Origin of the sequence: Streptomyces sp. LUP47B, assembly GCF_001746295.1 — a bacterium.
In the GTDB taxonomy this organism is placed as follows: Bacteria; Actinomycetota; Actinomycetes; order Streptomycetales; family Streptomycetaceae; genus Streptomyces.
This window is the reverse complement of record NZ_MJAH01000017.1, coordinates 173068-197885: the sequence shown is the minus strand read 5'-3', so window position 1 is coordinate 197885 and position 24818 is coordinate 173068. Positions and strand designations below refer to the sequence as shown.

Annotated in this window: 22 protein-coding genes and 1 rRNA gene; 11 read left to right on the top strand and 12 right to left on the bottom strand. The window is 69.1% G+C overall.

Features of this window, described 5'->3' with window-relative positions:
• Window positions 1–132 precede the first annotated feature (132 nt).
• The 3 genes from rrf to BFN33_RS39705 all read left to right on the top strand — a co-directional run bounded on the left by rrf (window position 133) and on the right by BFN33_RS39705 (window position 1745).
• A 5S ribosomal RNA gene (rrf, locus tag BFN33_RS39715) occupies window positions 133–249 on the top strand.
• 71 nt (window positions 250–320) lie between these two features.
• A complete protein-coding gene (locus BFN33_RS39710; RefSeq protein ID WP_088245485.1) occupies window positions 321–884 on the top strand; it encodes a GNAT family N-acetyltransferase in 564 nt (187 codons plus the stop codon).
• Between the two features lie 3 nt (window positions 885–887).
• Window positions 888–1745, top strand: coding sequence for a GNAT family N-acetyltransferase (locus tag BFN33_RS39705; RefSeq protein ID WP_069765065.1), 858 nt, complete (start codon window positions 888–890; stop codon window positions 1743–1745).
• Window positions 1746–1748: 3 nt separating this feature from the next.
• Here BFN33_RS39705 and BFN33_RS39700 read toward each other — a convergent pair whose 3' ends face one another.
• The 9 genes from BFN33_RS39700 to BFN33_RS39660 all read right to left on the bottom strand — a co-directional run bounded on the left by BFN33_RS39700 (window position 1749) and on the right by BFN33_RS39660 (window position 13034).
• Window positions 1749–3239: a type IV secretory system conjugative DNA transfer family protein gene (locus BFN33_RS39700; protein WP_069765078.1), complete on the bottom strand. Its 1491-nt coding sequence runs from the start codon at window positions 3237–3239 to the stop codon at window positions 1749–1751.
• A gap of 16 nt (window positions 3240–3255) precedes the next feature.
• Window positions 3256–4665, bottom strand: a complete 1410-nt coding sequence (locus BFN33_RS39695; protein ID WP_069765064.1) for an ATP-binding protein — start codon at window positions 4663–4665, stop codon at window positions 3256–3258.
• Window positions 4666–4675: 10 nt separating this feature from the next.
• The gene (locus tag BFN33_RS39690) at window positions 4676–6235 is read right to left on the bottom strand and encodes an SCO6880 family protein (RefSeq protein ID WP_069765063.1); all 1560 of its coding nucleotides are present in this window, start codon (window positions 6233–6235) and stop codon (window positions 4676–4678) included.
• Window positions 6232–7563, bottom strand: coding sequence for a hypothetical protein (locus BFN33_RS39685; RefSeq protein WP_069765062.1), 1332 nt, complete (start codon window positions 7561–7563; stop codon window positions 6232–6234). Before BFN33_RS39685 ends, BFN33_RS39690 begins: the two co-directional genes overlap by 4 nt.
• Window positions 7553–8386: a hypothetical protein gene (locus tag BFN33_RS39680; protein ID WP_069765061.1), complete on the bottom strand. Its 834-nt coding sequence runs from the start codon at window positions 8384–8386 to the stop codon at window positions 7553–7555. The genes BFN33_RS39685 and BFN33_RS39680 overlap by 11 nt, the downstream gene beginning before the upstream one ends.
• 153 nt (window positions 8387–8539) lie before the next feature.
• Window positions 8540–8848, bottom strand: coding sequence for a hypothetical protein (locus BFN33_RS39675; protein ID WP_007383036.1), 309 nt, complete (start codon window positions 8846–8848; stop codon window positions 8540–8542).
• Between the two features lie 338 nt (window positions 8849–9186).
• Window positions 9187–10461: a S53 family peptidase gene (locus tag BFN33_RS39670; protein ID WP_069765060.1), complete on the bottom strand. Its 1275-nt coding sequence runs from the start codon at window positions 10459–10461 to the stop codon at window positions 9187–9189.
• A gap of 347 nt (window positions 10462–10808) precedes the next feature.
• The gene (locus BFN33_RS39665) at window positions 10809–12152 is read right to left on the bottom strand and encodes a S53 family peptidase (RefSeq protein ID WP_069765059.1); all 1344 of its coding nucleotides are present in this window, start codon (window positions 12150–12152) and stop codon (window positions 10809–10811) included.
• Between the two features lie 267 nt (window positions 12153–12419).
• Window positions 12420–13034, bottom strand: coding sequence for a TetR/AcrR family transcriptional regulator (locus BFN33_RS39660; protein ID WP_069765058.1), 615 nt, complete (start codon window positions 13032–13034; stop codon window positions 12420–12422).
• An 89-nt stretch (window positions 13035–13123) separates the two neighbouring features.
• Between BFN33_RS39660 and BFN33_RS39655 the strand changes: the two genes are divergently transcribed.
• Window positions 13124–14038, top strand: coding sequence for an oxidoreductase (locus BFN33_RS39655; protein WP_069765057.1), 915 nt, complete (start codon window positions 13124–13126; stop codon window positions 14036–14038).
• Between the two features lies 1 nt (window position 14039).
• On the opposite strand, the gene BFN33_RS39650 is transcribed toward BFN33_RS39655, so the two are convergent.
• A complete protein-coding gene (locus BFN33_RS39650; protein ID WP_069765056.1) occupies window positions 14040–14939 on the bottom strand; it encodes an alpha/beta fold hydrolase in 900 nt (299 codons plus the stop codon).
• A 109-nt stretch (window positions 14940–15048) separates the two neighbouring features.
• Between BFN33_RS39650 and BFN33_RS39645 the strand changes: the two genes are divergently transcribed.
• From BFN33_RS39645 to BFN33_RS39635, 3 genes are all read left to right on the top strand, one after another.
• Window positions 15049–15774, top strand: a complete 726-nt coding sequence (locus tag BFN33_RS39645) for a serine protease (protein ID WP_069765055.1) — start codon at window positions 15049–15051, stop codon at window positions 15772–15774.
• Between the two features lie 88 nt (window positions 15775–15862).
• Complete coding sequence (locus BFN33_RS39640; RefSeq protein ID WP_305144241.1) at window positions 15863–16870, top strand: bifunctional lytic transglycosylase/C40 family peptidase; 1008 nt, start codon at window positions 15863–15865, stop codon at window positions 16868–16870.
• A gap of 168 nt (window positions 16871–17038) precedes the next feature.
• Window positions 17039–17737, top strand: coding sequence for a phosphatase PAP2 family protein (locus tag BFN33_RS39635; protein ID WP_069765054.1), 699 nt, complete (start codon window positions 17039–17041; stop codon window positions 17735–17737).
• 16 nt (window positions 17738–17753) lie between these two features.
• On the opposite strand, the gene BFN33_RS39630 is transcribed toward BFN33_RS39635, so the two are convergent.
• On the bottom strand, window positions 17754–19295 hold the full coding sequence (locus BFN33_RS39630; protein ID WP_069765053.1) for an FAD-binding oxidoreductase: 1542 nt from the start codon (window positions 19293–19295) through the stop codon (window positions 17754–17756).
• Between the two features lie 297 nt (window positions 19296–19592).
• On the opposite strand from BFN33_RS39630, the gene pstS reads away from it, so the two are divergent.
• From pstS to pstB, 4 genes are all read left to right on the top strand, one after another.
• Window positions 19593–20717, top strand: a complete 1125-nt coding sequence (pstS, locus tag BFN33_RS39625) for a phosphate ABC transporter substrate-binding protein PstS (protein WP_069765052.1) — start codon at window positions 19593–19595, stop codon at window positions 20715–20717.
• 116 nt (window positions 20718–20833) lie between these two features.
• Complete coding sequence (pstC, locus tag BFN33_RS39620; RefSeq protein WP_069765076.1) at window positions 20834–21838, top strand: phosphate ABC transporter permease subunit PstC; 1005 nt, start codon at window positions 20834–20836, stop codon at window positions 21836–21838.
• Complete coding sequence (gene pstA, locus BFN33_RS39615) at window positions 21835–22893, top strand: phosphate ABC transporter permease PstA (RefSeq protein ID WP_069765051.1); 1059 nt, start codon at window positions 21835–21837, stop codon at window positions 22891–22893. The genes pstC and pstA overlap by 4 nt, the downstream gene beginning before the upstream one ends.
• 38 nt (window positions 22894–22931) lie before the next feature.
• Window positions 22932–23708: a phosphate ABC transporter ATP-binding protein PstB gene (pstB, locus tag BFN33_RS39610; protein WP_007383025.1), complete on the top strand. Its 777-nt coding sequence runs from the start codon at window positions 22932–22934 to the stop codon at window positions 23706–23708.
• 103 nt (window positions 23709–23811) lie between these two features.
• On the opposite strand, the gene BFN33_RS39605 is transcribed toward pstB, so the two are convergent.
• A complete protein-coding gene (locus BFN33_RS39605; RefSeq protein WP_069765050.1) occupies window positions 23812–24810 on the bottom strand; it encodes an inorganic phosphate transporter in 999 nt (332 codons plus the stop codon).
• Window positions 24811–24818: the final 8 nt, after the last annotated feature.

The following is a 24818-nucleotide window of genomic DNA, read 5'->3' as shown; positions in this document are numbered from 1 at the left end:
ATCTGGAAGCCCAGTAATGGGTGGAGGTGACCGGTACTAATAGGCCGAGGGCTTGTCCATATTTGCTCGCGTCCACTGTGTTAGTTCTGAGGCAACGACCGTGTCATGTTTCCGGTCGTAACTTCATAGTGTTTCGGTGGTCATAGCGTGAGGGAAACGCCCGGTTACATTCCGAACCCGGAAGCTAAGCCTTACAGCGCCGATGGTACTGCAGGGGGGACCCTGTGGGAGAGTAGGACACCGCCGAACAAATTTTAGACAGAAAGGCCTACACCTTATGGTGTGGGCCTTTCTGCATTTCAGGTACTACTCTGGCCGGCATGGGTTATGTGATCCGGTCCATACGTGCCGATGAATGGCCCGCGGTGAAGGAGCTCAGGCTCGACTCGCTGCGGGATCCGGTGGCGCACCTGGCCTTTCTGGAGACCTACGAAGAGGCTGTCGCCCGCCCGGACTCCTTCTGGGAGGACAGGGCGGCCGGGGCCGCCGAAGGGGAGACCGGGGCGCAGCACTTCATCGCCGAGCGGTCGGACGGGCGGTGGCTCGGGCAGTTGGTCGTACTGCTGGAAGAGGCGGGGACCACGGACTGGGCCGGGTTTCCGGTCGAACGGCGGCAGGGGCACGTCGTCGGGGTGTACGTACGGCCCGAGGCGCGTGGCGGCGAGCTGACCAAGGCGCTCTTCGCGGCGGGCCTCGAGTGGGCCTGGGGGGCCGGAGCCGAACGCGTGCGGCTCATCGTGCACGAGGACAACGGGCGGGCGCAGGGCCTCTACCGCAAGGTGGGGTTTGTGCCGAGCGGGGTGCGGGTGCCGCTGCCACAGGCTGCGGGGGAGTCCGAGCTGGAGTTCGTGCTGGAGCGCGGCGGAGTTCATCAGGGATCATGAAGCATGCGCCCGGACGACTGGCATCTCACCGAAGACATCGACGACTTCCTCGCTCGCGCCGGGGAGTTTCTGCGCTCACGTCCTGTCCCGCACGTCATGCAGCTGACGTGGACCGCGAGACTGCGTGCACGCGGGGCGGCCGCGTACGGTGCCGAAGCCGCCGTCTTCGGTTGGTTGGAGCGGGCCGGTGAGGTGCACGGCGCCTTCTACCGCCTGTCGCCCGGCCGTGGTCTGAGCCTCACTCCTCTCACCGCCGAGCAGGCCGACGCCCTCGCCGCTCGTCTGGTCGCCCTCGGGCACTCCGTTCCGTCCGTCAGCGCGGACGAGGCTACCGCCGCTGCTTTCGCCGAGGCCTGGCAGCGGCACACCGGGGCGACGCCGAGCGTGCGCGTCCGGCTGTGTCTGCACCGCCTGGGCACGCTCGTCCCGCCGGCGCAGCTCCCGGCGGGACGCGGCCGGGCCGTGGAGGAGCGGGATCTTGAGCAACTCATGGCCCTGTGCCGCGGGTTCGCCGCGGACGTGGGGGAAGCCGTCACCATCGACGCCGACTCCTGGGCCGGCACCCGCTTCGCGGACAAGCACTACACGTTCTGGGAGGCTCCGGACGGTACGCCCGTCTCCCTGGCGGGCGCGAACCCCATGGTCGCCGGGCTGGTCCAGGTGGACCCCGTCTACACCCCGGCCCCTCTGCGCGGTCGCGGATACGCGGGTGCTGTGACGGCGGAGGTGAGCCGGGCCGCGCTGACCGCGGGCGCCGAGGATGTCGTGCTGTTCACGGACGCGGCCAACCCCACCAGCAACGCGCTCTACCGGCGCCTCGGGTATGTGCCGGTCGTCGACTGGGCCGCGTACGACTTGTGAGCTCTACGCCGGGAGGTCAGCGTCCGGCCAGCGGGTGCGGGCCTGTTCGCGGGACCGGAGCAGGGCCAGGGTCGGTAGCCCCCGGTCCGCTCCGGCGGCCAGCAGCTCGGGGAGCTGGGGAAGCGGAGCCACGGCTGCGACGTCGTCCAGGACGAGCGTCAGTGGTGGGTCGAGGCGACCGGAGGATGACCGTTCGGCCATGCGCCGGCCACGCTCGACCACGCTTGAGGTGAGGGCCGTCAGAAGGGGCATCGCGCCCGGGCTGGTCCTGGGGTCCTCGATGGATTCACCCACCACATAAAGCGTGCCCCCTTCGTCGACGAAGGAATCCAAGGCGAGGGCATCATTTCGGTTGGGAGTGCATGCCTCGCGGATGTTGACCGTGAAGAGGGCGGAGAGGGCCCGGCTGGTCAACTCCTGGGCGATGTCGCGGCGTTCCGGGTGTGCGGTGAGGGCGGCTTCGAGTTCGCCCGCGGAGCCGGGGGCCGCCTTGGGGTTGGTGCGGAGGGTTCTCACGGCGTCCTGGACCTGGGTGCCCTGGCACCAGCGGTGGACGTGGCGGATCGTGCGGGCTTCTATCGCCGCGGCGTGGAGGTAGCTGCGCAGGAGCGTTTCGGCCACGTCCGCCACGGCTTGGTCGATCTTGGCGGTGGGACGGACGGGGGCGAGGAGGGCCTGTGCCCTTGCCGTGGCTGTTTCCTTGGTCTCGCAGCCCGTGGTGGGGGACCAGTGGAGGCGGGCCGGGGTGTCGCAGAGGTGGGTGGGGTCGTAGACGTGGACCGGGCCCAGTTTGGCTCTGGCGTCTTTGGTGTCCTGCCAGATCGCCGGGTTCGAGGTGACGATGAGCGTGGGGCCCTCCGCGTCCCTGATGGCCTGGGTCGCGGTGGGGTGGCGGGATTCTCTCGGGGCGTAGAGCACCGCGCCTTCGGAGCGGGGTGTTTCCCACCCGGCCGCCCGTTCACCCTGGGACAGGGAAGTGGGTACCTTGAGTGGCTCGGTGGGGAGGGGAGCCATGGCCGGTTGCGGTTGCAGCTGGGGCTCTGGTGTCGGCCTCGGGATCGGTACCTCGTGGACCGGTTCGGGGTGCGAACGTCTTTCCCGTGCCGCCAGTTTCTCGGCTCTCGTCCTCGCCCGTACCGCCCTCCAGCGGGCCAGTGTGCCCATCACGAAGATCGTCAGGACGCCCAGGATCAGCAGCTGGCCGATGAACAGGCCCCAGACCAGGCCGTAGCCGGAGAGCTGGCCGGCGGGGGTGTCGGGCCAGGCGCCGGGGATGTCCTCGGGGTGGCCGATGAGATGGCGCATGGCCTGGGGGGTGCGCGTGAAGCTGACGTTTCTGGGCCAGTCGCCGTGGGCGAACAGGCCCGCGAGGCCCGTCGCCGTCCAGACCAGCAGGGTCATGCCGAGGAGGAAGGCGAGTATGCCGACCAACAGCCCGTCAGGCACGCCTCCCTGGCCTCCGTGACCGCCCTGGTGGCGGTCGTCCGGTCTCACCACTTGCCCGCCCCTCCTACGCCACCGTCGACTCGGAGTCGCCCAGGTGCTGCTCCACGAAGGCAGCCGCCCGCTCCTCCGCCTCCAGCTCCGCGGCGCGCAGGGCTTCGTCGGCGAGATCGCTGGAGGACTCCGTCATCGCGCGGTCGGTGAAGACCAGGGGGCGTTCGGTCTCGGTGACCAGGTGTTTGACCACCTGGACGTTGCCGTTGACGTCCCAGACGGCGATGCCTGGGGTGAGGGAGGGGATGATCTCGACCGCCCATCGGGGCAGGCCGAGGACCCGGCCCGTCGCGCGTGCCTCGTCCGCCTTCTGGGCGTAGATCGTCCTCGTCGACGCCATCTTCAGGATCGCCGCGGCCTCCTTGGCCGCCGCTCCGTCCACGACGTCGGACAGGTGGTGGACGACCGCGACGAAGGACAGGCCGAGCCGTCGACCGAACTTCAGCAGCCGCTGGAAGAGCTGGGCCACGAAGGGGCTGGCGATGATGTGCCAGGCCTCCTCGACCAGGAAGATGCGCTTCTTCCGGTCGGGGCGGATCCAGGTGTGTTCCAGCCAAACTCCGACGATCGCCATGAGGATGGGCATGGCGATGGAGTTGCGGTCGATGTGGGACAAATCGAAGACGATCAGCGGCGCGTCCAGGTCGATGCCGACCGTTGTGGGGCCGTCGAACATGCCCCGCAGGTCACCGTCGACCAGGCGGTCGATGACCAGGGCGACATCCAGCCCCCACGCGCGGACGTCCTCTATGTCGACGTTCATCGCCTCGGCCGACTCGGGCTCGGGGTGGCGTAGCTGCTCCACGATGTCCGTGAGGATCGGCTGGCGGTCGACGATCGTCTCGTTGACGTAGGCGTGCGCGACCTTCAGTGCGAAGCCGGAGCGCTCGTCGAGGCCGTGGCCCATCGCGACCTCGATGATGGTCCGGAGCAGGGCGAGCTGGCCGGTCGTCGTGATCGCGGGGTCGAGCGGGTTGAGGCGGATCCCCATGTCCAGGGCGGCCATCGGGTCCAGGCGGATGGGAGTTATGCCCAGCTCCTGCGCGATGAGGTTCCATTCACCGACGCCGTCCTCGCCCTGGGCGTCCAGGACGACGACCTGGCGGTCGCGGAAGCGCAGCTGCCGTAGGACGTACGTCTTCTCGAGCGCTGACTTGCCGTTGCCTGACTCGCCCAGGACCAGCCAGTGCGGTGCCGGGAGCTGCTGGCCGTAGAGCTGGAAGGGGTCGTAGATGTAGCCCTTGCCGGAGTAGACCTCGCGGCCGATGATCACCCCCGAGTCGCCGAGGCCCGGCGCCGCGGTCGGGAGGTAGACCGCCTGCGCCTGGCCGGTGGAGGTGCGGACCGGCAGGCGGGTCGTCTCGACCTTTCCGAAGAGGAAGGACGTGAAGGCGTCGGTGAGGATGGACATCGGATCCCGCATGCGGCAGCCCCTACCTTCGAATGCCGGTGGCGAACGGAAGGGTGTTCACGAAGGCGCGATGGTGCTCGCGGTCGCACCACTCCAGTTTCAGGTACGACTTTCCGGCCGAGGCCCGGATGGTCCGCTTGTCGCGGGCCAGGGCCTCGGGGTTACGGGAGGAGACGGTGATGTAGCCGACCAGGTTGACGCCGGCCGCGCCGCTCGCGAGGTCCTCGCCGCGCTGGTCCAGGCGGTTGTGGGAGGCGACGTCACGGGGGTCGACGGTGCGGTTCATCTTGGCGGCGCGGGAGGCCTCGGCCTCGTCGTTGGTCTTCTCGGTCAACATGCGTTCGATGGCTACCTCGGTGGGCTCGAGATCCATCGTCACTGCGACCGTTCGGATGACGTCCGGGGTGTGGACGAGGAGCGGCGCGAGGAAGTTGACGCCCACCGGGGTCATCGGCCACTCCTTCACCCAGGCCGTGGCGTGGCACCAGGGCGCGCGGGTGCTGGACTCCCGGGTCTTCGCCTGGAGGAACGTCGGTTCCATGGCGTCGAGTTCGGCCGGCCAGGCGTTGCGCTTGGTCATCGCCTGGATGTGGTCGATGGGGTGGTCGGGGTCGTACATGGAGTGGATCAGCGAGGCCAGCCGGCCCTGGCCGAGGGGCTGGCGGACCCGGATGTCGGCCTCCTGGAGGCGCGAGCAGATGTCGGTCAGCTCGCGCGCCATGACGACCGCGAGGCCGGCGTCCCGGTCGAGCTTGCGGCCGTTGTGGGGGCGTGCGACGCGGGCCATCGCGTGGGCCTCGGCGGCCAGTTCCCGGCTGTACTGCATGCACGCGACGAGGTAGGCGCGGTGCTGCTCGCTGCTGGTCGACACCATGGACTGGAGTTGGTCGTACGACGTCTGCAGCCAGGGCAGGGCCCTGCCGTCCCCGCGCATCGCGACGTCCTTGGCGTGGGCGTCGGGGTCGGCGGGGAGGGTGCGGGCGAGCATCTGGATGCGGGTGACGAAGCCGTCGCCGTTGGCCACGTGCTTGAGGAGGGTGCCGAAGCGGTCGACGAGGGCTTCCTGGTCCTCGGAGTCGCGCAGGCCGACGCCGGGGCCCTCGATCTCGATGGCGGCCGTCACCGTGCGGCGGTCCGCGTGGAGCAGTACGGCGATCTCGTCGGGGCCGAACGGGGCGGCGAGCCAGTTGATCCGGCCGATGCCCGGGGGCGGGCCGACCTCGACCTCGCGGCCGTCGACGTGGGTGCCGGCCTCCATCACGGAGGAGCGGTAGGTCGTGCCCTGGCGCAGGGTCCGCTTGTAACTGCGGTTGATCTCGAACCACCTGTAGAACGTGCGGCGCTTGTACGGCACGTAGACCGCGGCGAGGGCGACGAGAGGGAAGCCCATCAGGAGCACGATGCGCAGGGAGAGCACCGGGACGAGGAGCCCGCACATCATGCCGAGGAACGCGCCCACGATGATGAGCGCGATCTCGCCCGTCTCGCGGTTGCGGCCGACGATCGCGTTCGGCCGGGCGCGGCCGATCAGATATGTACGGCGGGGCGTGACCGTATGCGACACGTGGGACTCGGTCGTCAACGCCCGTCACCTCCTGTGCTGTTGCTGCCTGCGTTGCGGTTGCCGGCGTGCGGGGTGTTCACCGCGTTGCCCGCGCGGGGAGCGGGAGCGGCGGAGGGGACAGATCCGCCGCCTCCGTTCGGGGTGCGCGAGCTGTGGGCGGCGACTCCGCCGGACGCCGGGTTGCTCGGGCGGGCGCCCGATCCTCCGGAGGCCTGACCGTTGTTGTCGGCCCGGGAGCTGTGGGTCTTGATGCCCTGGGCGACCAGGGTGGCCGGGGAGCTGATCACGGCGGCGGCCTTGCCCTCGGCGTTCTGCATGATGCGGTTGTTGCGGGAGCCGGCGATCTCGTCGCCGAAGCCGGGGACGAAGCGGTAGATCATCGCGCTGGCGAAGATGGCGAGCAGGATGATGGCGAGGCCGGAGACGACGGCGGAGAAGGCGTCGGGGCCGTCGTCGGAGGAGAGCGCGCCGGCGAGGCCGAGGACGATGACGATCACCGGTTTGACCAGGATGACGGCGATCATGATGCCGGCCCAGCGGCGGACGTGGCCCCAGAGGTTCTTGTCGACGAGGCCGGCGTAGACGACGGTGCCGAGGAGGGCGCCGACGTAGAGGAGGGCGGCTCTGATGACGAGCTCCAGCCACAGGACGCCGGCGGCGAGGATGCTGACGAGGGAGACGACGATCAGCATGATGGGGCCGCCGCCGATGTCGTTGCCCTTCTCCAGGGCGCCGGAGAAGGTGCCGAAGAACGTGTCGGTCTGGTCGCCGGTGGCCTTCGCGAGGACCTCTGAGACACCGTCGGTGGCGGAGACGACGGTGTAGAGGATGAGGGGGGTGAAGGCGGACGCGAGCACGGTCAGCCACAGGAAGCCGATCGCCTCGCTGATGGCGGTGGTGAGGGGGACGCCTCGCACCGCGCGCTTGGCCACGGCCAGCAGCCACAGGAGAAGGGTGAGGATGGTCGATGCCGCGAAGACGACGGCGTACTGCTGGAGGAACTTCTGGTTGGTGAAGTCGACGTTCGCGGTGTTCTCGACGGCGTCGCTGAGCTTGTCGATGGTCCAGGCGGCGGCCTTCGCGCAGCTCTTGGCCAGGGAGGACATGGGGTCGAGGGTGGAAGTGGGGTCCAGGGAGGGGGATCCACCGGAGGATCCGCCCGAGGAGTCACCTTCGCAGATCTGTTTGGCCTGGCCCGACAGGAGGCTGCAGTTGTCGGCGGTCTCGGTGGGGGTCGGCGTGGGTGTAGGTGCGGCTGCGGCGCGGGCGGCGAGCAGCACGACGGCGGTCTGTACGGTGGCGAACGCGGCGGTGACCTTGAGTGCGAGGCGCTGGCTACCGGGCATAAGTGAAGCCTCCGTACTCCTCGACGGCCTTTGCCATGTCGTCAGCGCTCGACGCCTTGTCGTCCCCAGGAACGGGAGCGGGGCCGTCCTTCTGGGAGAAGCTGTCGACCTTCCAGTCGCTGTCCGCCCAGCGCATTTGGAGGGTCATGGTGAACCAGTCGCTTGTCACCGGGTCGGTCGAGTCGGCGCCCGCCGTGCCGTACAAGCCGGTGCACCAGACCTCGACGGCTGCTGAGGTGGCCGATGCGCTGGTGACCTTGGTGCCGATCGGGACAGTGCGAGAGACATAGGTATCGCCTGGGGCCGCGTCACCGTTCTGGTCGAGGCCGAGCTTGCTCAGGAACTCCGCGGAGTATGCCTTGTTGAACTTGGCAGTCAGGGCGGCCTGCTTGTCCGTCACGAAGACCTGCTGGACGAGCTCGGCTCGCCGGGCCGGCTTCAGGATATCGGCGGAGACCAAGACCGTCGCATAGTTCGCCGCCGCGCTCTGCGCTCCCTGTGCGTCATGCGCGTAGCCCGTCGGGATGACGCCCGGTGTGGACTGCACCGGCTTGGTTCCGCTGGGGGCCGTCGATGCGACGTCCGGCTGGCCGCCCGTCCCCTTCGCTGAGGAAGAGGCATCGTCCCCCCCACGGTTCGCGAAGGCGATCGCGGCGATCAGGAGGACGACGACGCCGACCACGGTGACCAGGCTTCGGGAGGACGAGCGGTTGCCCCGGCGGGCGCCGCCGTAGACGTCGCTGCCGCCCTCCGGGTACCGGGTGCGGGTCTGGCCCGTGCCGCCGTAACCGCCGGAGTCCTCTGGGTCGTCTCCGAGACTCATGCCGCTCACGTCCCCTCGACGTCGTACGAAAACGCGTAGGAGTACGACGGTAGCCGCGCGGGTGCGGTGTGGTGACTCGACATCAGGGAACGCAACCTCAGCCGGTGGGCACTGCGGACGGGTGGGGTGGAGGGGCTGTACCGGACGCGGCGGCTATACGGCCATGCCGTACACGATGGTGAAGAGCGTGCCCAGGGAGCCGATGATGAAGACTCCCGTCAGTCCCGCGATGATGAGGCCCTTGCCCTGTTCCGCGCTGAAGGTGTCCCGCAGTGCGGTGGCGCCGATGCGCTGTTTGGCGGCGCCCCAGATGGCGATCCCGAGGCAGAGCAGGATGGCGACCGCCATGACGACCTGGATCATCGTCTTCGCCTCGGTCCCCAGCGCCCCGAAGGGGCCCCAGTCCGGAGCGATCCCGCCGATGATGGTGTTGATGTCTCCCTTGTCGGCCGCAAAGAGCATGTAAGTCACCGCCCCTGGTGGGTAGTTCCGTCTCCCCTGCGAGTGCGCAGAGGTCAGGCCTCATTGTCGCCGACAATTCCGCCGTCGTATGTCGACTTGGCGGCATTGGTTGGCGGGTTTCGTACGAATGAATGTCTGGTCACTCTGTGTATCACGGGAGGTAACGCCGGGCAATGAGGCCTGAGCGGAACCTGTCGTGTGGTTCCGTCGTTGACCCCTCTTACGACCTGCGGCGCTTCTGGCACCGATGTTCTGCGGGTGAAGGCTAACCCGGAGGGCCACCGGCATGGCGAACGGGCCGCGGTAGGGGAGCCCGCGGCCCGTTCGTTGACGGAGAGTCAGCCGGTGAAGGCGCTCACTCCGTTGGGGGTGCCCCACCCGGTCGGGCCGTCGTAGCCCGAGGTGGCGGTGCAGAAGTAGCTCGTCGAGCAGCTGCCGTTGTTGCCCGAGGTCACGTCGTTGAGGGAGGACGTGCGCTTGTAGGGGTACTGGGCCGGATAGTCGCTGCTGCCGGGCGTACCGGCCAGCGCGTAGACGGCCGCGATGATCGGGGACGAGGCGCTGGTGCCGCCGAACGTGTACCAGCCGGCGGTGACGCCGTAGGAGTCGTAGACGGAGACGCCGGTCGCCGGGTCGGCCACGGCGGAGACGTCGGCGATCATGCGCTTGGTGCAGCCGGTGTCGGTCTGCCAGCTCGGCTTGGCGTCGTACGAGGAGCAGCCCGAGCCCGTGCCCTCGGTGCTGCTGGTCTTCCAGACGGTCTCGGTCCAGCCGCGGCTGTTGGAGGAGGTGGAGAGCGCGGTGCCGCCCACCGACGTCACGTACTTGGAGGCGGCGGGGTATTCGGCGCCGTAGCCTTCGTCGCCGGCGGAGACGGTGATGGCGACGCCGGGGTGGTTGAAGTACGAGGAGTCGTAGGAGGTGTCGGAGGAGGACTCGGAGCCGCCGTAGGAGTTGGAGACGAACTTGGCGCCCAGGGTGACGGCCTCGTTCACCGCCTTGCCCAGGTTGGCCATGGTGGCCGACTTGGCCTCGACGAGAAGGATCTTGGCGTTCGGGGCGATGGCGGAGACCATGTCGAGGTCGAGGGAGATCTCCTCGGACCAGCCGGCGTCGCTTGAGGGCAGGGAGGTCGTGGAGCCGGTCTGGGAGACCTTCTTGAAGCAGCCGTTGGCGGTCGTGCAGGCCGACAGGCCGTCGTACGAGCGGTACTTGGCGAGGTCCGCCTCGGCGTTGGGGTCGTTGTAGGCGTCGACGATGGCGATGGTCTCGCCTGAGCCGTTGGCTGCGGCCGCCGCGGTCAGGCCGTACGCCGACTGGAGGTCGCTCGGGCCGTAGCCGGAGGGGGTGGCGGCGTCGGCGGCCTTGTGGGTGATGCCCCGGGCTTTCTGGAAGGCGGTGGTGCCGCCCGTCACGCGGAGGGAGTTGCAGGCGAGTTCGCCGGTCTTCTTGGGGGTGGCGCAGGGGGTCGCGGCCCAGGTGACCTTGGACGAGGTCGTCGCGTCCGCGTGGACCGCGGTGCCGAAGCCGGCGAGGACGAGGGCGGCGGTGACGGCCGCGGCGGAGCCGACGCGGTGCCATCTCAGGCGTATGTGGGGGAAGTCGGTACGCAAGGTGCAGCCTCCTGATGGTGAGGGACAGGGGCGGTGCGGGTGCGTGCCGTCGGTGCGGTTTCCCCGGCGGCGGGCGGCGGCCTGTGACGACGGTCCACCTTGTTCCGTACGCGACAACAGAGAATGGCTTGAATTCTGACCTCCGCCATACCGAAAGTTGTCCCGGGCTTACTCGTGCATGGCCGCTCGATGGACCGCGGGCGGTGGTGACTTGACTCGCGCGGACACGGCGAACGGGCCGCGACCGGATGTCGCGACCCGTTGCCGTTGTGCCGCCGGAGGGGACCCCACGTCCCCCTCTCGAGGGCGGCGCTCCGTTGACCCGACGGGGACACTCAGGGACCGGATCAGCCGGTGAAGGCGTCCAGGCCTTCCGGGGTGCCGAGGCCGGTCGGGCCGTCGTAGCCCGACTTGGCGGTGCAGAAGTAGCTCGTGGAGCAGGAGCCGTTGTTGCCGGAGGTCACGTCGTTGAGGGCGGTGGTGTCCTCGTAGGGGTACTGGGCCGGGTAGTCGCTGCTGCCCGGGGTGCCCGCGAGGGCGTACACCGACGCGATGATGGGGGACGAGGCGCTGGTGCCGCCGTAGGTGTTCCAGCCCGTGCCGTCGGAGCCGTAGGAGTCGTAGACGGAGACACCGGTGGCGGGGTCGGCCACGGCGGAGACGTCCGAGATCATGCGCTTGGTGCAGCCGGTGTCGGTCTGCCAGCTCGGCTTGGCGTCGTACGAGGAGCAGCCCGAGCCCGTGCCCTCGGTGCTGCTGGTCTTCCAGACGGTCTCGGTCCAGCCGCGGGAGTTGGAGGACGTGGACAGCTTGGTGCCGCCGACCGCGGTGACGTACTTGGAGGCGGCCGGGTATTCGGCGCCGTAGCCCTCGTCGCCGGCGGAGACGGTGATGGCGACGCCGGGGTGGTTGAAGTACGAGGAGTCGTAGGAGGTGTCGGAGGAGGACTCGGAGCCGCCGTAGGAGTTGGAGACGAACTTGGCGCCCAGGGTGACGGCCTCGTTGACCGCCTTGCCCAGGTTGGCCATGCTCGACGAACTCGCCTCGACCAGCAGGATCTTGGCGTTCGGGGCGATGGCGGAGACCATGTCGAGGTCGAGGGAGATCTCACCGGCCCAGCCGCTGTCGGCGGTGGGCAGGGAGGTCGTGGAGCCGGTCTGCGAGACCTTCTTGAAGCAGCCGTTGGCGGTCGTGCAGGCCGACAGGCCGTAGTAGCTGCGGTAGGTGGCCAGGTCCGCGGCGGCGTTGGGGTCGTCGTAGGCGTCGACGATGGCGATGGTCTCGCCGGAGCCGTTGGCTGCGGATGCGTCGGTCAGGCCGTAGGCGTCCTGGAGGTCGCTCGGGCCGTAGCCGGTCGGGCTCGCGGAGGAGGCGTTCGGCTTGAGCGTCTTGGCGGTCATGCCCTTCAGTGCGGCCTGCTTCTCCATGAACGCGGTGGTGCCACCGGTGACGCGCAGGGCGTTGCAGGCGGCGTAGCCCTTCTTGGGGGTGGCGTCACACGCGCTCTGGTACTGCACATGGGCCTTGGCGACGGCGGTGGCGACGGCCTTGGCGCTCACGTGGTCGGGCGTGGCAGCGGTCGCGTGGACGGCGGTGCCGAGTCCGGCGAGGACGAGGGCGGAGGTGGCCACGGCGGTGGAGCCGGCCCGGCGCCATCTGCCGGATATGTGGGGGGAACGGGAAGTACGCAACGTACAGCCTCCTGAGAGTGGTTGCAGAGGCCTGCGGTGGGGGACCACCGGTGAGGTTCCCGGTGGGGGCGGCGACCCGTGTAGACCATCGCCTTGTTGAGTACGTGACAACAAGGCGGGCGGTGGAATCCTGACTTCCGCCATACCCAAGGGCGTTGGGGGATTGCTGATCAATGGCGGGCGGATGGGCGGGGGATGGTCACGGCTTGACCATCTACACGCGTCGCACACAACTCCCGGGCACGTGACGGCGGTTCGGGTTTCCGGTCAGCGGGGCTCGAGGCCGTGCATCAGGTGGTGGACCAGTTCCGGCACGGCCTGCATGGCGGCCTCGGTGGTGAACATGCCGGTGGCGGCGAAGGACGCGAGGCCGTGCAGGGAGGTGCCCACGACGAGGGTGAGCTGCTCGGGGTCGCCGTCGACGATCTCGCCGCGCTGCTGGGCGGCGGCGACGGCCCGGGCCAGGGCGCCCACCGTGCGGTCGATCCCGGCGGCCATCTGTTCGGCGGCCTCGGGCTTGTGCTTGCGGGCGTACATCAGCTCCAGCAGCTCGGCGTTGTCGATGGCGAATCCGAGGTAGGTCCTGGCGAGGACGGTGAGGCGGTCCCGGAGGGCGAGCCCCGGTTCGTCGGCGGCCTCGAGGGCCTCGGCCATGCGGTCGTATCCGACCAGGGCGAGTGCGTTGAGCAGGGCCTGCTTGTCCTTGAAGTGCCGGCCGGGGGCGGCGTGGCTGACGCCGAGGTCGCGGGCGAGTTCCCGCAGGGAGAGGGAGGCGGTGCCCTTGTCGCGGAGGGTGCGCTCGGCGGCGTCGAGGAGGGCGGAGCGCAGGTCTCCGTGGTGGTAGGGGCGGCTCGCGGGCTTCTCGGCTGGCATGGGTGCCATCGTATCCGGATGTAGGCGGCGCCAGCATTGTTGTCGTTGTCATCATTGTTGTCGTTGACAGCATTGTTGGCGGCGTCTACATTCGGGCCATGGCTACCGACAAGCAGCAGAAGTGGAACGCGACCCGCCTCCCCGACCAGACCGGCCGCACGGCCGTGGTCACGGGGGCGAACAGCGGTATCGGACTCCGGGCCGCGCAGGCCCTGGCCGGGGCGGGCGCGCACGTCGTGTTCGCCGTACGGGACCCGGAGCGCGGCGAGGCGGCGGCGAGGACCGTGAACGGCAGCACGGAGGTCCGGCGGCTGGACCTGGCGGACCTGTCGTCGGTGCGGGAGTTCGCGGCCGGGTGGGACCGCCCGCTGGATCTGCTGATCAACAACGCGGGCGTGATGATGATCCCGCAGCAGCGGACGGCGGACGGCTTCGAGATGCAGTTCGGCACGAACCATCTGGGCCACTTCGCGCTGACGAACCTGCTGTTGCCGTACGTCACCGACCGGGTCGTGACGGTGTCCTCGGGCGCACACCGCTGGGGCGACCAGCGGATCGACTTCGACGACCTGAACAGGACGTCGGCCTACGACCCGAGGGGCGTGTACGGCCAGTCGAAGCTCGCGAACCTGCTGTTCGTGCTGGAGCTCCAGCGCCGGCTGACGGAGTCGGGTTCCAAGGTCCGCGCCCTGGCGGCCCACCCCGGCTACTCGGCCACCAACCTCCAGAGCCACGCGGCGAGTCCGGCGGCCCGGGTGTTCATGAGGTTCGGCAACAGGTTCCTGGCGCAGGACGACCGCGCGGGCGCACTGCCCACGCTGTACGCGGCGACGCAGGAGCTGCCGGGGGCGAGCTATGTCGGGCCGGACGGGCTCGGCGAGATGAGGGGTGCGCCGACTCTGGTGGGCCGGAGCGCGGCCGCGAGTGACCCTGCCGTCGCCCGGCGCCTGTGGACGGCGTCGGAGGAGCTGACGGGGACACGTTTTCCACAGGGTGTGGGGACGCGGGGCTGAGTCACGGGCGCGTGCTCCCGGTCAGGTGTCCGGCGTTCGCCCAGAAGGCGCGCAGCGCGCCTGCGAGTGCCTCCGGGGCCTCCTCGGCCATGTGGTGGCCGGAGTCGATCGGACCGCCCTCCAGCCGGTCGCCGGCCCAGTCGCGCCAGACGTCCAGGACGTCGCCGTAGAGGTCGGTCATGTCGTCCCGCGTGGCCCACAGGATCTGGAGCGGGCTGTCGATGCGCCGGTCGGCCCGGCGGTCGGCGTCGTCGTGCTCCCGGTCGACACCGAGGCCGGCCCGGTAGTCCTCGCACATGGCGTGCACGGTGGCCGGGTCGTGGATCGCCTGCCGGTAGTCCTCGTACGCCTCGGCGCCCATCTGCTCGGCCGTGGCCGTGTACCAGGCGTCGGGGTCGGCGTTGATGACGCGTTCGGCGGGCTTGTCCGTCTGGCCGAGGAAGAACCAGTGCCACCAGCTCGCGGCGAAGCCGGCGTCGCAGCGGCGCAGGGCCTCCCCGATGGGGACGGCGTCCAGCACGCTGACGGCGGACACGGCCTCGGGGTGGTCGAGGGCGAGGCGGGTGGCCACGTACGCGCCCCGGTCGTGCCCGACGACCGCGAACCGCTCGTGCCCGAGCCGGCGCATGACCGCGAGGCAGTCGCCGGCCATCACCCGTTTGGAGTAGGGGCGGTGTTCCGGGTCGGTGGCGGGCTTGTCCGAGCGGCCGTAGCCGCGCAGATCGGGGCAGACGACGGTGTGACCGGCCGCGGCCAGCAGCGGGGCGACGCGGTGCCAGGTGGCGTGCGTACGGGGATGTCCGTGCAGGAACAGCACGGCGGGGCCGCTGCCGCCGTGCCGTACCCGCAGCCGGACGCCGTCGTCGCCCTCGCACCGCGTCAGTTCGAAACCGTCGAACACACAGGCCTCCCGGGTTCGGTCGTCGGGACCCGGTTGCCCCGGAGCGCGCGATCCACACGGTGACCAGGGCCGCGCTCGCTCCTTGATGCTTTTCTCACCTTCGTACGGAATGCTGCCTTCCGTGAAGTGCACGCCACGTCTCGCTCTCCACGCCGCAGCCGTCCTGCTCACCGTCACCTCGGCCTCCGAGGCGGCCGCCGACGACGGGGCGGGGCCCTTCGGCGTGACGACGGTCGCCGCGGCGACCTCGCAGAGCGCCCGCGTGGGGGCTCTCTTCGCCGGCAAGAAGCACTTCTGCACCGCCTCTGTCGTCCGCAGCCCGCACCGGGACCTTCTCGTCACCGCCGCGCACTGTCTCGACAACGGCGACGACGGTCTCGTGTTCGTGCCCGGCTACCGGGACGGGGCAGCGCCGTACGGGAAGTGGAAGGTGCTCGAGCGGTACCTGCCCGAGGGGTGGTCCAAGGGGCAGGACGAGGACAGTGACGTCGCCTTCGCCACGGTCGAGGGGGACATCCAGGACGCCGTCGGCGGGAACCGGTTCGTGACCGGCACCGCCACCGGGTCCACCGCCGTCACCGTCACCGGGTATCCCGCCTCCCGTGAGCTGCCGATCAGCTGCACCAACAAGCCGACCTCGCACAGCCGTACGCAACAGCGCATCGACTGCCCGAAGTTCACCGGCGGGACCAGCGGCAGCCCGTGGGTGAACGGGAACGGGCAGGTCGTGGGGGTGCTCGGCGGGCACGAGAACGGCGGGGCGACGCCCGACGTGTCGTACAGCGTGGCCCTCGGGGCGGAGGCCGCCGCGCTCTACCGGGACGTGGTCCGCTGATCTTCGCGCCGACCCGGCCGAGTACCCCGGTTTCCTTCGGGGAAGCTCCTAGACTGACGCGGGCGGACTCCCAGTGGCCGAGGGGCGGTTGACGGTGCGTAAGGCGTGGCTCGTGACGGGCGCCGTTCTCGGGGCGGGGCTCAGCTTCGTGATGCTGCTCGTCGTGGGGGTCTACGTCGTCGCGGGCAACCTCACCAACGGGGTGGGCGGAGCCACCAGGGCCCTGGCCAAGGGCGCCGTTCCGGCCGCCTACCAGAACCTCGTGCAGAAGTGGGGCAACCTCTGCCCCGCCATCAACCCGGCCCTGCTCGCCGCCCAGCTCTACCAGGAGAGCGGCTTCAACCCGAAGGCCCAGAGCGCCGCGGCGGCGCAGGGAATAGCGCAGTTCATTCCGGGGACCTGGGCCACGCACGGGGTCGACGGGGACGGCGACGGCGACAAGGACGTATGGGATCCCAACGACGCGATCCCCTCGGCGGCTTCCTACGACTGCTCGCTCGCGTCCTATGTGAAGGACGTCCCGGGGAACATCACCGAGAACATGCTCGCCTCCTACAACGCGGGCGCCTACGCCGTCATCAAGTACGGGGGCGTGCCGCCGTACAGGGAAACCCAGAACTACGTGAAGACCATCACGACCCTGGAGGAGAGCTTCGCGGCGCCGGTGAGCCGGGTCGATCCCTCCAAGCAGGCCGCCGGGGCCATCTACTACGCGCAGAAGAAACTCGGGACCCCTTATCTGTGGGGCGGGACCGGTACCGCCGAGCAGGGCGGCCGCTTCGACTGTTCCGGGCTGACGCAGGCCTCGTACGAGAGCGTGGGCATCACCCTGCCGCGCGTCGCGAACGACCAGTACAACGCCGGCCCGCATCCGGCCAGAAGTGAACTGCTGCCGGGGGACCTGGTGTTCTTCTCCACGGACCTCACCAACTCGCGCGCCATCCACCATGTGGGGATTTATGTGGGCGGCGGGTACATGATCGACGCACCGAGAACAGGTGCTGTGATCCGGTTCGACCCGATCGACACTTCTGAGTACTTCGGTGCCACCCGAGTCACCGAAGATGGCGCGAAAGCGTTGCCCACGACGGTGTGACCGAATGTGAAACCCACCCCTGAGCTGCGGCGATGTGTCTCTCTTCGATAACGTCTGCGTGATCATTCAGTGGAGTGTGGAACGTATTAACGGGAGCCGTGCGTTCCTGGGGGCGTAGCCGAGCGCACATGGGTACGCCGGGAAAGACGACGAAGGGGCCGCAGCACCATGGCTGTTCTCGCCGAATCCGGGTCGAACCCCGACGTCGACCTGCTCTACGACATCAACGGCCTGGCCAAGGACGCCCCGCAGTGGTTCGACCGGGTCATGGAGTACGTCGGGGAGTACGGCATCCTGCTCGGGATGGTGCTGCTCGTCCTGTGGTGCTGGTGGGCGGGCCGCCGGCGCGGGGGTGAGGACGCGGCTTCCTCCGTGGCCGCGTTGGTGTGGGCGCCGCTCGCCGCCGCGCTGGCTGTACTGGTGAACGTGCCCATAAGGGGATTCGTCGAGCGGCCCCGGCCGTTCCGGACCCATGAGGGGCTCGAGGTCCTCGTTTCCGGGAAGACCGACTACTCCTTCGTGAGCGACCACGCGACGATCACCATGGCGTTGGCCGCCGGGTTGTTCGTGGCCAACCGGAAGTTCGGGCTCATCGGCATCGTGCTCGCCCTGCTCGAAGGGTTCTGCCGGGTGTACATGGGCGTGCACTACCCGACGGACGTCATCGGCGGGTTCGCGCTCGGGACGGCGGTGGCCCTGTTGTTGTCGCCCCTCGCGATGGCTCTTCTCACGCCGGTGATGAAGGCGGTCGAGACGTCCTCGAAGGGGGCGTGGATCGTCCGCGCGCGAGGGGTCGAGCGGGGGACCTCGGTGATTCCGGGGGCCCGGCAGGAGGCCGCGGCCTCCGAGAGGGACCTTGCCGCGTAGCGAAGGACGGCTACGGCTACAGCGACTGCGGGTAGGTGAAGAACCCCTGCGGGTCGTACTGCTTCTTCACCTTGGTCAGCTTGGTCGCCGCGTCGCCGTAATACGCCTTCCGCCAGTCCTTCAGCGTCGGGTCCGTGTAGTTCTGGTAGGCCGCGCCCGAGGCGTACGGCTTCATCGCGTCGTGGGCTCCCGTCAGCCAGGACCGGGCCGTCGTGCCCGTCGTGCCCGCCTTCCAGGACGCTATGTACTGGGCCAGCATGCGGGAGCGGCGGTGGACGAACGCCGTCGCGGTGGGGGAGACGCGGTTGACCGCTCCGCCGAGGGCGGTCAGGGCGATGCTGCCCGCGCCGCCCCGGACCGAGGCGATCTGCCTCAGGAGGGTCTGGATTCCGGCCGCCGAGAGCGAGCGGTCGAAGAAGTCCGAGTGCGCCGCGTAGGTCTCGCGCCCCAGGGCGCCCTGGGCGGAGCGGCCCGGAGTGGAGCCGGGCAGGTGGCACCTGGCGTCCGTGGAGAAGGACGAGCAGCCCGCGTACGCCTCCATCGCGCTCTCGTAGGAGTGCCGCCTGAGCGTCACGCTGCGGGCCGGTGAGCCGATCCTGTCGGCCAGGCGGTCCAGGGCGTTCTGCAGCTCGCCGTAGGTGCCCAGGGAGAACGCCGCGACCGCCACGGAGGGCGAGCCGCCGTTCTCCAGGTGGCAGGAGGACCAGATCTCGTCGGGCTGGGCGGGGCCCCACTCCTGCCATGCCTTCAGCACGGCGGCCGCCCTGGACCACGGCCAGGTCGCGTACGCGGTGACGCCCTGCGGGGCGGGGTGGGTCCTGAAGTGCAGTTCGGTCACCACGCCGAAGTTGCCGTTGCCCGCGCCGCGCAGCGCCCAGAAGAGGTCCTTGTTGGTGGACGCGTCGGCGGTCAGTTCCTTGCCGTCGGCCGTGATCAGCGTGGCCCGGGTGAGGCTGTCGCAGGTCAGTCCGTAGGCCCGGGAGACCACGCCGTGACCGCCGCCCAGCGTGAGACCGGAGATGCCGACCGTCGGGCACGAGCCGCCCGGGATGGTCACGCCCTTGGCGGTGAGGGACCGGTATACGTCGATCAGTTTGGCGCCGGCGCCTATCACCGCGGTGCCGCCGGCGGCGCGGACGCGGTTCAGCTTGGAGACGTCGACGATCAGCCTGTTGTTTCCCGAGGACCAGCCGGCGTAGGAGTGGCCGCCGTTGCGGATCGCCACCCGGATGCGATGAGCACGGGCATAAGTGACAATAGTGCGGATATCGTCCGTGTTCGCCACGTACGCGACGGCCGCGGGCTTCAGTGTGTCGAAGCGGGTGTTGTAGAGCTGCCGGGCCGTCGCCCAGTCGGCGTCGCCGGGGCGGACCAGAGAGCCGTCCAGGTCGCGGGCGAGGGCCGACCAGTTCGCGGCGGCCGCGGCGGGCGTACGGGAGGAGAGGGACTGGCCGATGGTGCTCTGCGCCGCGCCGGCGCTTCCCCCGCCATCGCAGGCCGCCGTGGCCACCGCGGCGACCGCGGCCGCGCCGCCCCCGATGAACGTACGCCGTTCCATGTGTCCGTGCCTTTCGTCCGCCTCGCAGGCTTCCGTGGTACGAGACGGGACTGAGGGGGTGAGGGTTCCCTGAAGGGTTCCGGAATCACACTGTGGCCTCGACGTAAGCGTTCCGTGACCTCACCGCACCTTCTGCAGGGGTTCACCCGCAGTTCACTTCCGGCCATCAACGCCTTCACCTGATCTGCCTAATTTCGGCCTTACGCGATGCGTGGTGCGTCACGAATGCGCATCCGTATCTCTCAGACTTCGCGCACGCCGCCGGATTCAGGACGGCGGCTCCCGGAAGGAACTCAAGTGAAGCTTCAGCGCAAGAACCGGCGGGCCCTCGCCTTCGGTGCTCTCGCCGTCTCCGGCGCCCTGGCCCTCACGGCGTGCGGCTCGGACGACACCAGCGACGGTGGTGGCAGCAGCGCGTCCTCGACCGCCAACGCCAGCAGCATCAAGTGCGACGACGCCAAGGGCCAGCTGCTCGCCGACGGCTCTTCCGCGCAGAAGAACGCGATCGACGCCTGGGTGAAGCAGTTCACGCAGGCCTGTGGTGTTCAGATCAACTACAAGGGCGGCGGTTCCGGCGCGGGCGTCACCGCGTTCAACAACGGCCAGGTCGCCTTCGCGGGTTCCGACTCGGCGCTGAAGCCCGAAGAGGTCACGGCCTCCAAGAAGGTCTGCTCCGGCGGCCAGGGCATCGACCTCCCGATGGTCGGCGGCCCGATCGCCCTCGGCATCAACATCTCCGGTGTCGACAAGCTCACGCTGGACGCGCCCACCATCGCCAAGATCTTCAACGCCAAGATCAGCAACTGGAACGACCCGGCGATCGCCAAGCTGAACCCGGGCGTGAAGCTCCCCGACCTGAAGATCCAGGCGTTCCACCGCTCGGACGACTCCGGCACCACGGACAACTTCAGCAAGTACCTGATCGCCACCGCCAAGAGCGACTGGCCCTACGAGCACGGCAAGACCTGGGTGGCCAAGGGCGGCCAGTCCGCCGCGCAATCCTCCGGTGTCGCCCAGCAGGTGAAGCAGACCAACGGCGCCATCGGCTACTTCGAGCTCTCCTACGCCAAGGACGGCATCACGCCGGTCAGCATCGACACCGGCGCCTCCGCCGCGGTCGTGCCCACCGTCGACAACGCCACCAAGGCCATCGCGGACGCCAAGGTCGTCGGCACCGGCTCGGACCTCGCGCTGGAGCTCAACTACGGGACCAAGGCCGAGGGTGCCTACCCGATGGTCCTCGTCACGTACGAGATCGTCTGCGACAAGGGCAACAAGTCCGACACCCTGGCCGCCACCAAGGCGTTCCTGCGCTACACCGCCTCCGAGGACGGCCAGAAGATCCTCGCGGACAACGACTACGCCCCGATCCCCGCGGACATCATCGCCAAGGTCCGCACCACCATCGAGGGCCTGAGCTGACCTGAGCGTGTGGTCGGCCCGGGGCCCGCTTCGAGGGACCCGGGCCGACCACACCGTCCGGTGCACCGCCGCCAGGAGCCGTACGACATGTGCGGCTCAGCAGACCGGAGAACCCGATGGACACCACACAGATAACAGACGCACCTCCCCCGACCCCCCAGCCCACCGAGGCCGAGCAGAAGCGCGCGGCCCGTGGCGCCACTCGGCCCGGCGACCGGATCTTCCTCGCCCTCTCCCGCGGGTCGGGCATCCTGCTGCTGGTGATCATGGCCGCGATAGCCGGCTTCCTCACCTACCGCGCGTCGATCGCGATCAGCAAGGACGACGCCAACTTCTTCACCACCTTCGAGTGGAACACCCAGCTCATCCCGCCGAAGTTCGGCATCGCCGTCCTCGTCTTCGGCACGATCGTCTCCTCGATCATCGCCATGGCCATCGCGGTCCCGATCGCGGTCGCCATCGCACTGTTCCTCACCCACTACGCCCCACGCAGGCTGAGCGGTCCCATCGCCTATGTGATCGACCTGCTCGCCGCCGTGCCGTCCATCGTCTACGGCCTCTGGGGCGCCCTGATCCTCGTCCCGCACATGAACGGCCTCTACGGCTGGCTCGACGACTACCTCGGCTGGACCGGCATCTTCGAGTGGCAGGGCGGCGCGCCCCGCTCGATGCTCACCGTCGGCATCCTGCTCGCGATCATGATCCTGCCGATCATCACCAACGTGAGCCGTGAGGTCTTCCGCCAGGCCCCGCAGATGATCGAAGAGGCCGCCCTCGCCCTCGGCGCCACCCGCTGGGAGGTCATCCGCATGGCGGTGATCCCCTTCGGCCGCTCCGGTGTGATCTCCGCCTCGATGCTCGGCCTCGGCCGCGCGCTCGGCGAGACGATGGCCGTGGCCACCGTGCTCTCGCCGACCTTCGACATCCAGGCCAGCCTGCTCGACCCGGGCGGCGGCACCTTCGCCCAGAACATCGCCAGCAAGTTCGGTGAGGCCAGCGAGACGGGCCGGGACGCGCTGATCGCGTCCGGCCTGGTGCTGTTCGTCATCACCCTGCTGGTCAACGGCGCGGCGCGCATGATCATCGCCCGCCGCAAGGAGTACTCGGGGGCCAACGCATGAGCACCGCAATTGCCGACAAGCGCCCCAGCACCCTGCGCGGCGCCAGCCTCCCCAAGTGGTCCCCGTACGCCATCGCCGTCGGCTCCGTCGCCCTCGGTCTCGGTATCAGCGCGGCCGCCGGCCTGCACAGCAGCATCCAGTGGGCGCTGATCGCCGGGCTCCTGTTCATCCTCGGCACGTATGTCATCGCGGCCCGCGTGGAGGGCCGCCGCCAGGCCAAGGACCGGATCGCGACCGCGCTGGTCTGGGTCGCCTTCCTGCTCGCCGTCGTCCCGTTGGTCTCCCTGGTGTGGTCGACGGTCTCGCGCGGGGTCAAGGTCCTCGACTTCTACTTCCTGACCCACTCGATGGGTCTGATCGCCGACTCCGAGCCGGGCGGCGGCATCTACCACGCCATCATCGGCAGCCTGGAGCAGGTCGGCCTCGCCACCGTGATCGCGGCGCCGATCGGTGTGCTCACCGCGATCTATCTGGTCGAGTACGGGCGCGGGAAGCTCGCCAAGGCCGTCACGTTCTTCGTCGACGTCATGACGGGCATCCCGTCGATCGTCGCGGGTCTGTTCATCCTGTCGATCATGCTGATGTTCGACATGCAGCCCTTCGGCTTCGCCGGCTCGCTCGCCCTGGCCATCCTGATGATGCCGGTCGTGGTCCGCTCCACGGAGGAGATGCTCAAGCTCGTCCCGAACGAGCTGCGCGAGGCGTCCCTGGCGCTCGGCATCCCGAAGTGGCGCACCATCCTGAAGGTGGTCATCCCGACCTCCATCGGCGGCATCACCACCGGCATCATGCTGGCGGTGGCCCGTATCGCGGGTGAGACCGCGCCGGTGCTGCTGCTGGTCTGGGGCAACTCGCTCATCAACTCCAACCCCTTCGAGGGTGCGCAGCAGTCGTTGCCGCTGTACATCTATCAGCAGTACGCGAACAGCGCGGGATCCGGTGCGGCGTACGACCGTGCGTGGGCGGCGTCCCTCACGCTGATCGCCTTCGTGATGATCCTCAACCTGGTGGCTCGCGGCATCGCCCGCTGGAAGGCCCCGAAGACCGGTCGCTGACGCGACCCCCCAGCGACTGATCTGGAAGTGAAGTAGTCATGGCCAAGCGAATCGACGTAAGCGGGCTCACCGCCTACTACGGCTCCCACAAGGCGATCGAGGACATCTCGATGACGGTCGAGCCGCGCTCGGTGACGGCCTTCATCGGCCCCTCCGGCTGCGGCAAGTCGACCTTCCTGCGCACGCTCAACCGGATGCACGAGGTCACCTCGGGCGGCCGGGTCGAGGGCAAGGTGCTCCTCGACGACGAGGACCTGTACGGCCAGGGCATCGACCCGGTGTCCGTCCGCCGTGAGGTGGGCATGGTCTTCCAGCGCCCGAACCCGTTCCCCACGATGTCGATCTTCGACAACGTGGCGGCGGGCCTGCGCCTGAACGGCTCGTACAAGAAGAGCGAGCTGTCGGACGTCGTCGAGAAGTCCCTCAAGGGCGCGAACCTCTGGAACGAGGTCAAGGACCGTCTGAACAAGCCGGGTTCGGGTCTCTCCGGCGGTCAGCAGCAGCGACTGTGCATCGCCCGCGCGATCGCGGTGGAGCCCAAGGTCCTCCTCATGGACGAGCCCTGCTCGGCCCTGGACCCGATCTCCACCCTCGCCATCGAGGACCTGATCGGTGAGCTGAAGGAGCGCTTCACGATCGTCATCGTGACGCACAACATGCAGCAGGCGGCGCGTGTCTCCGACCGTACGGCCTTCTTCAACCTGGCCGCCGTCGGCCAGCCCGGCAAGCTGATCGAGATCGACGAGACGGAGCGGATCTTCTCCAACCCGTCGGTCCAGGCCACGGAGGACTACATCTCCGGCCGCTTCGGCTGAGCCGACACAAACCCCTCGCGGTGCTGCATGGCGGTGCCACCGCGAGGACACAGAGGGCCCGCCCCCGGATTCCGGGGGCGGGCCCGTTGTACGTGCACGGTTCCTACAGGAACGCCAGGTCCACGATCCAGAAGGCGCAGGCGGCCACGATCGCCGCCGCCGGCATGGTGATGAACCAGCCGAGGACGATGTTCTTGGCGACGCCCCAGCGGACCGCGTTGACGCGCTTGGTGGCGCCGACGCCCATGATCGCCGAGGTGATGACGTGGGTCGTGGAGACCGGCGCCTTGAACAGGTAGGCGGTGGTGAACATGATCGCCGCACCGGTCGTCTCCGCGGCGAAACCCTGCGGCGGATCGAGCTCGATGATCTTCCGGCCCAGGGTGCGCATGATGCGCCAGCCGCCCGCGTACGTGCCCAGCGACAGCATCACCGCGCAGGCGATCTTCACCCACACCGGGATCGGGTCGCCGTACGTCTCGTGGCCGGAGATCACCAGGGCCATCACCACGACACCCATGGTCTTCTGGGCGTCCTGGAGACCGTGACCGAGGGCCATGCCGGCCGCGGACACGGTCTGCGCGATGCGGAAACCCCGCTTCGCCTTGTGCGGGTTGGCCCGCCGGAATATCCACATGATCGCGGTCATCACCAGGTAACCGACGACCAGACCGACGACCGGCGAGAGGAACATCGGGATGACGACCTTGTCGAGCACACCGTTCCAGATCACCTCGGTGCCGCCCGCCAGCGCGGCCCCCACCATGCCGCCGAACAGCGCGTGCGAGGACGAGGAGGGCAGCCCGAAGTACCAGGTGATGAGGTTCCACACGATCGCGCCGACCAGGGCGGCGAAGAGGATCGCCATCCCCTTCGAGCCCTGTGGCGTGTCGATCAGGCCCTCACTGACGGTCTTGGCGACCCCGGAGCCGAGAAAGGCTCCTGCCAGGTTCATGACCGCTGCCATGGCGAGTGCGGCCCGGGGGGTCAGTGCCCGCGTCGACACGGAGGTCGCGATCGCGTTCGCCGAGTCGTGGAAGCCGTTGGTGTACGTGAAGAAGAGCGCGACCAGGATGGTCACGACCAGAGCGAAGGTGTCCATGGAAAGGT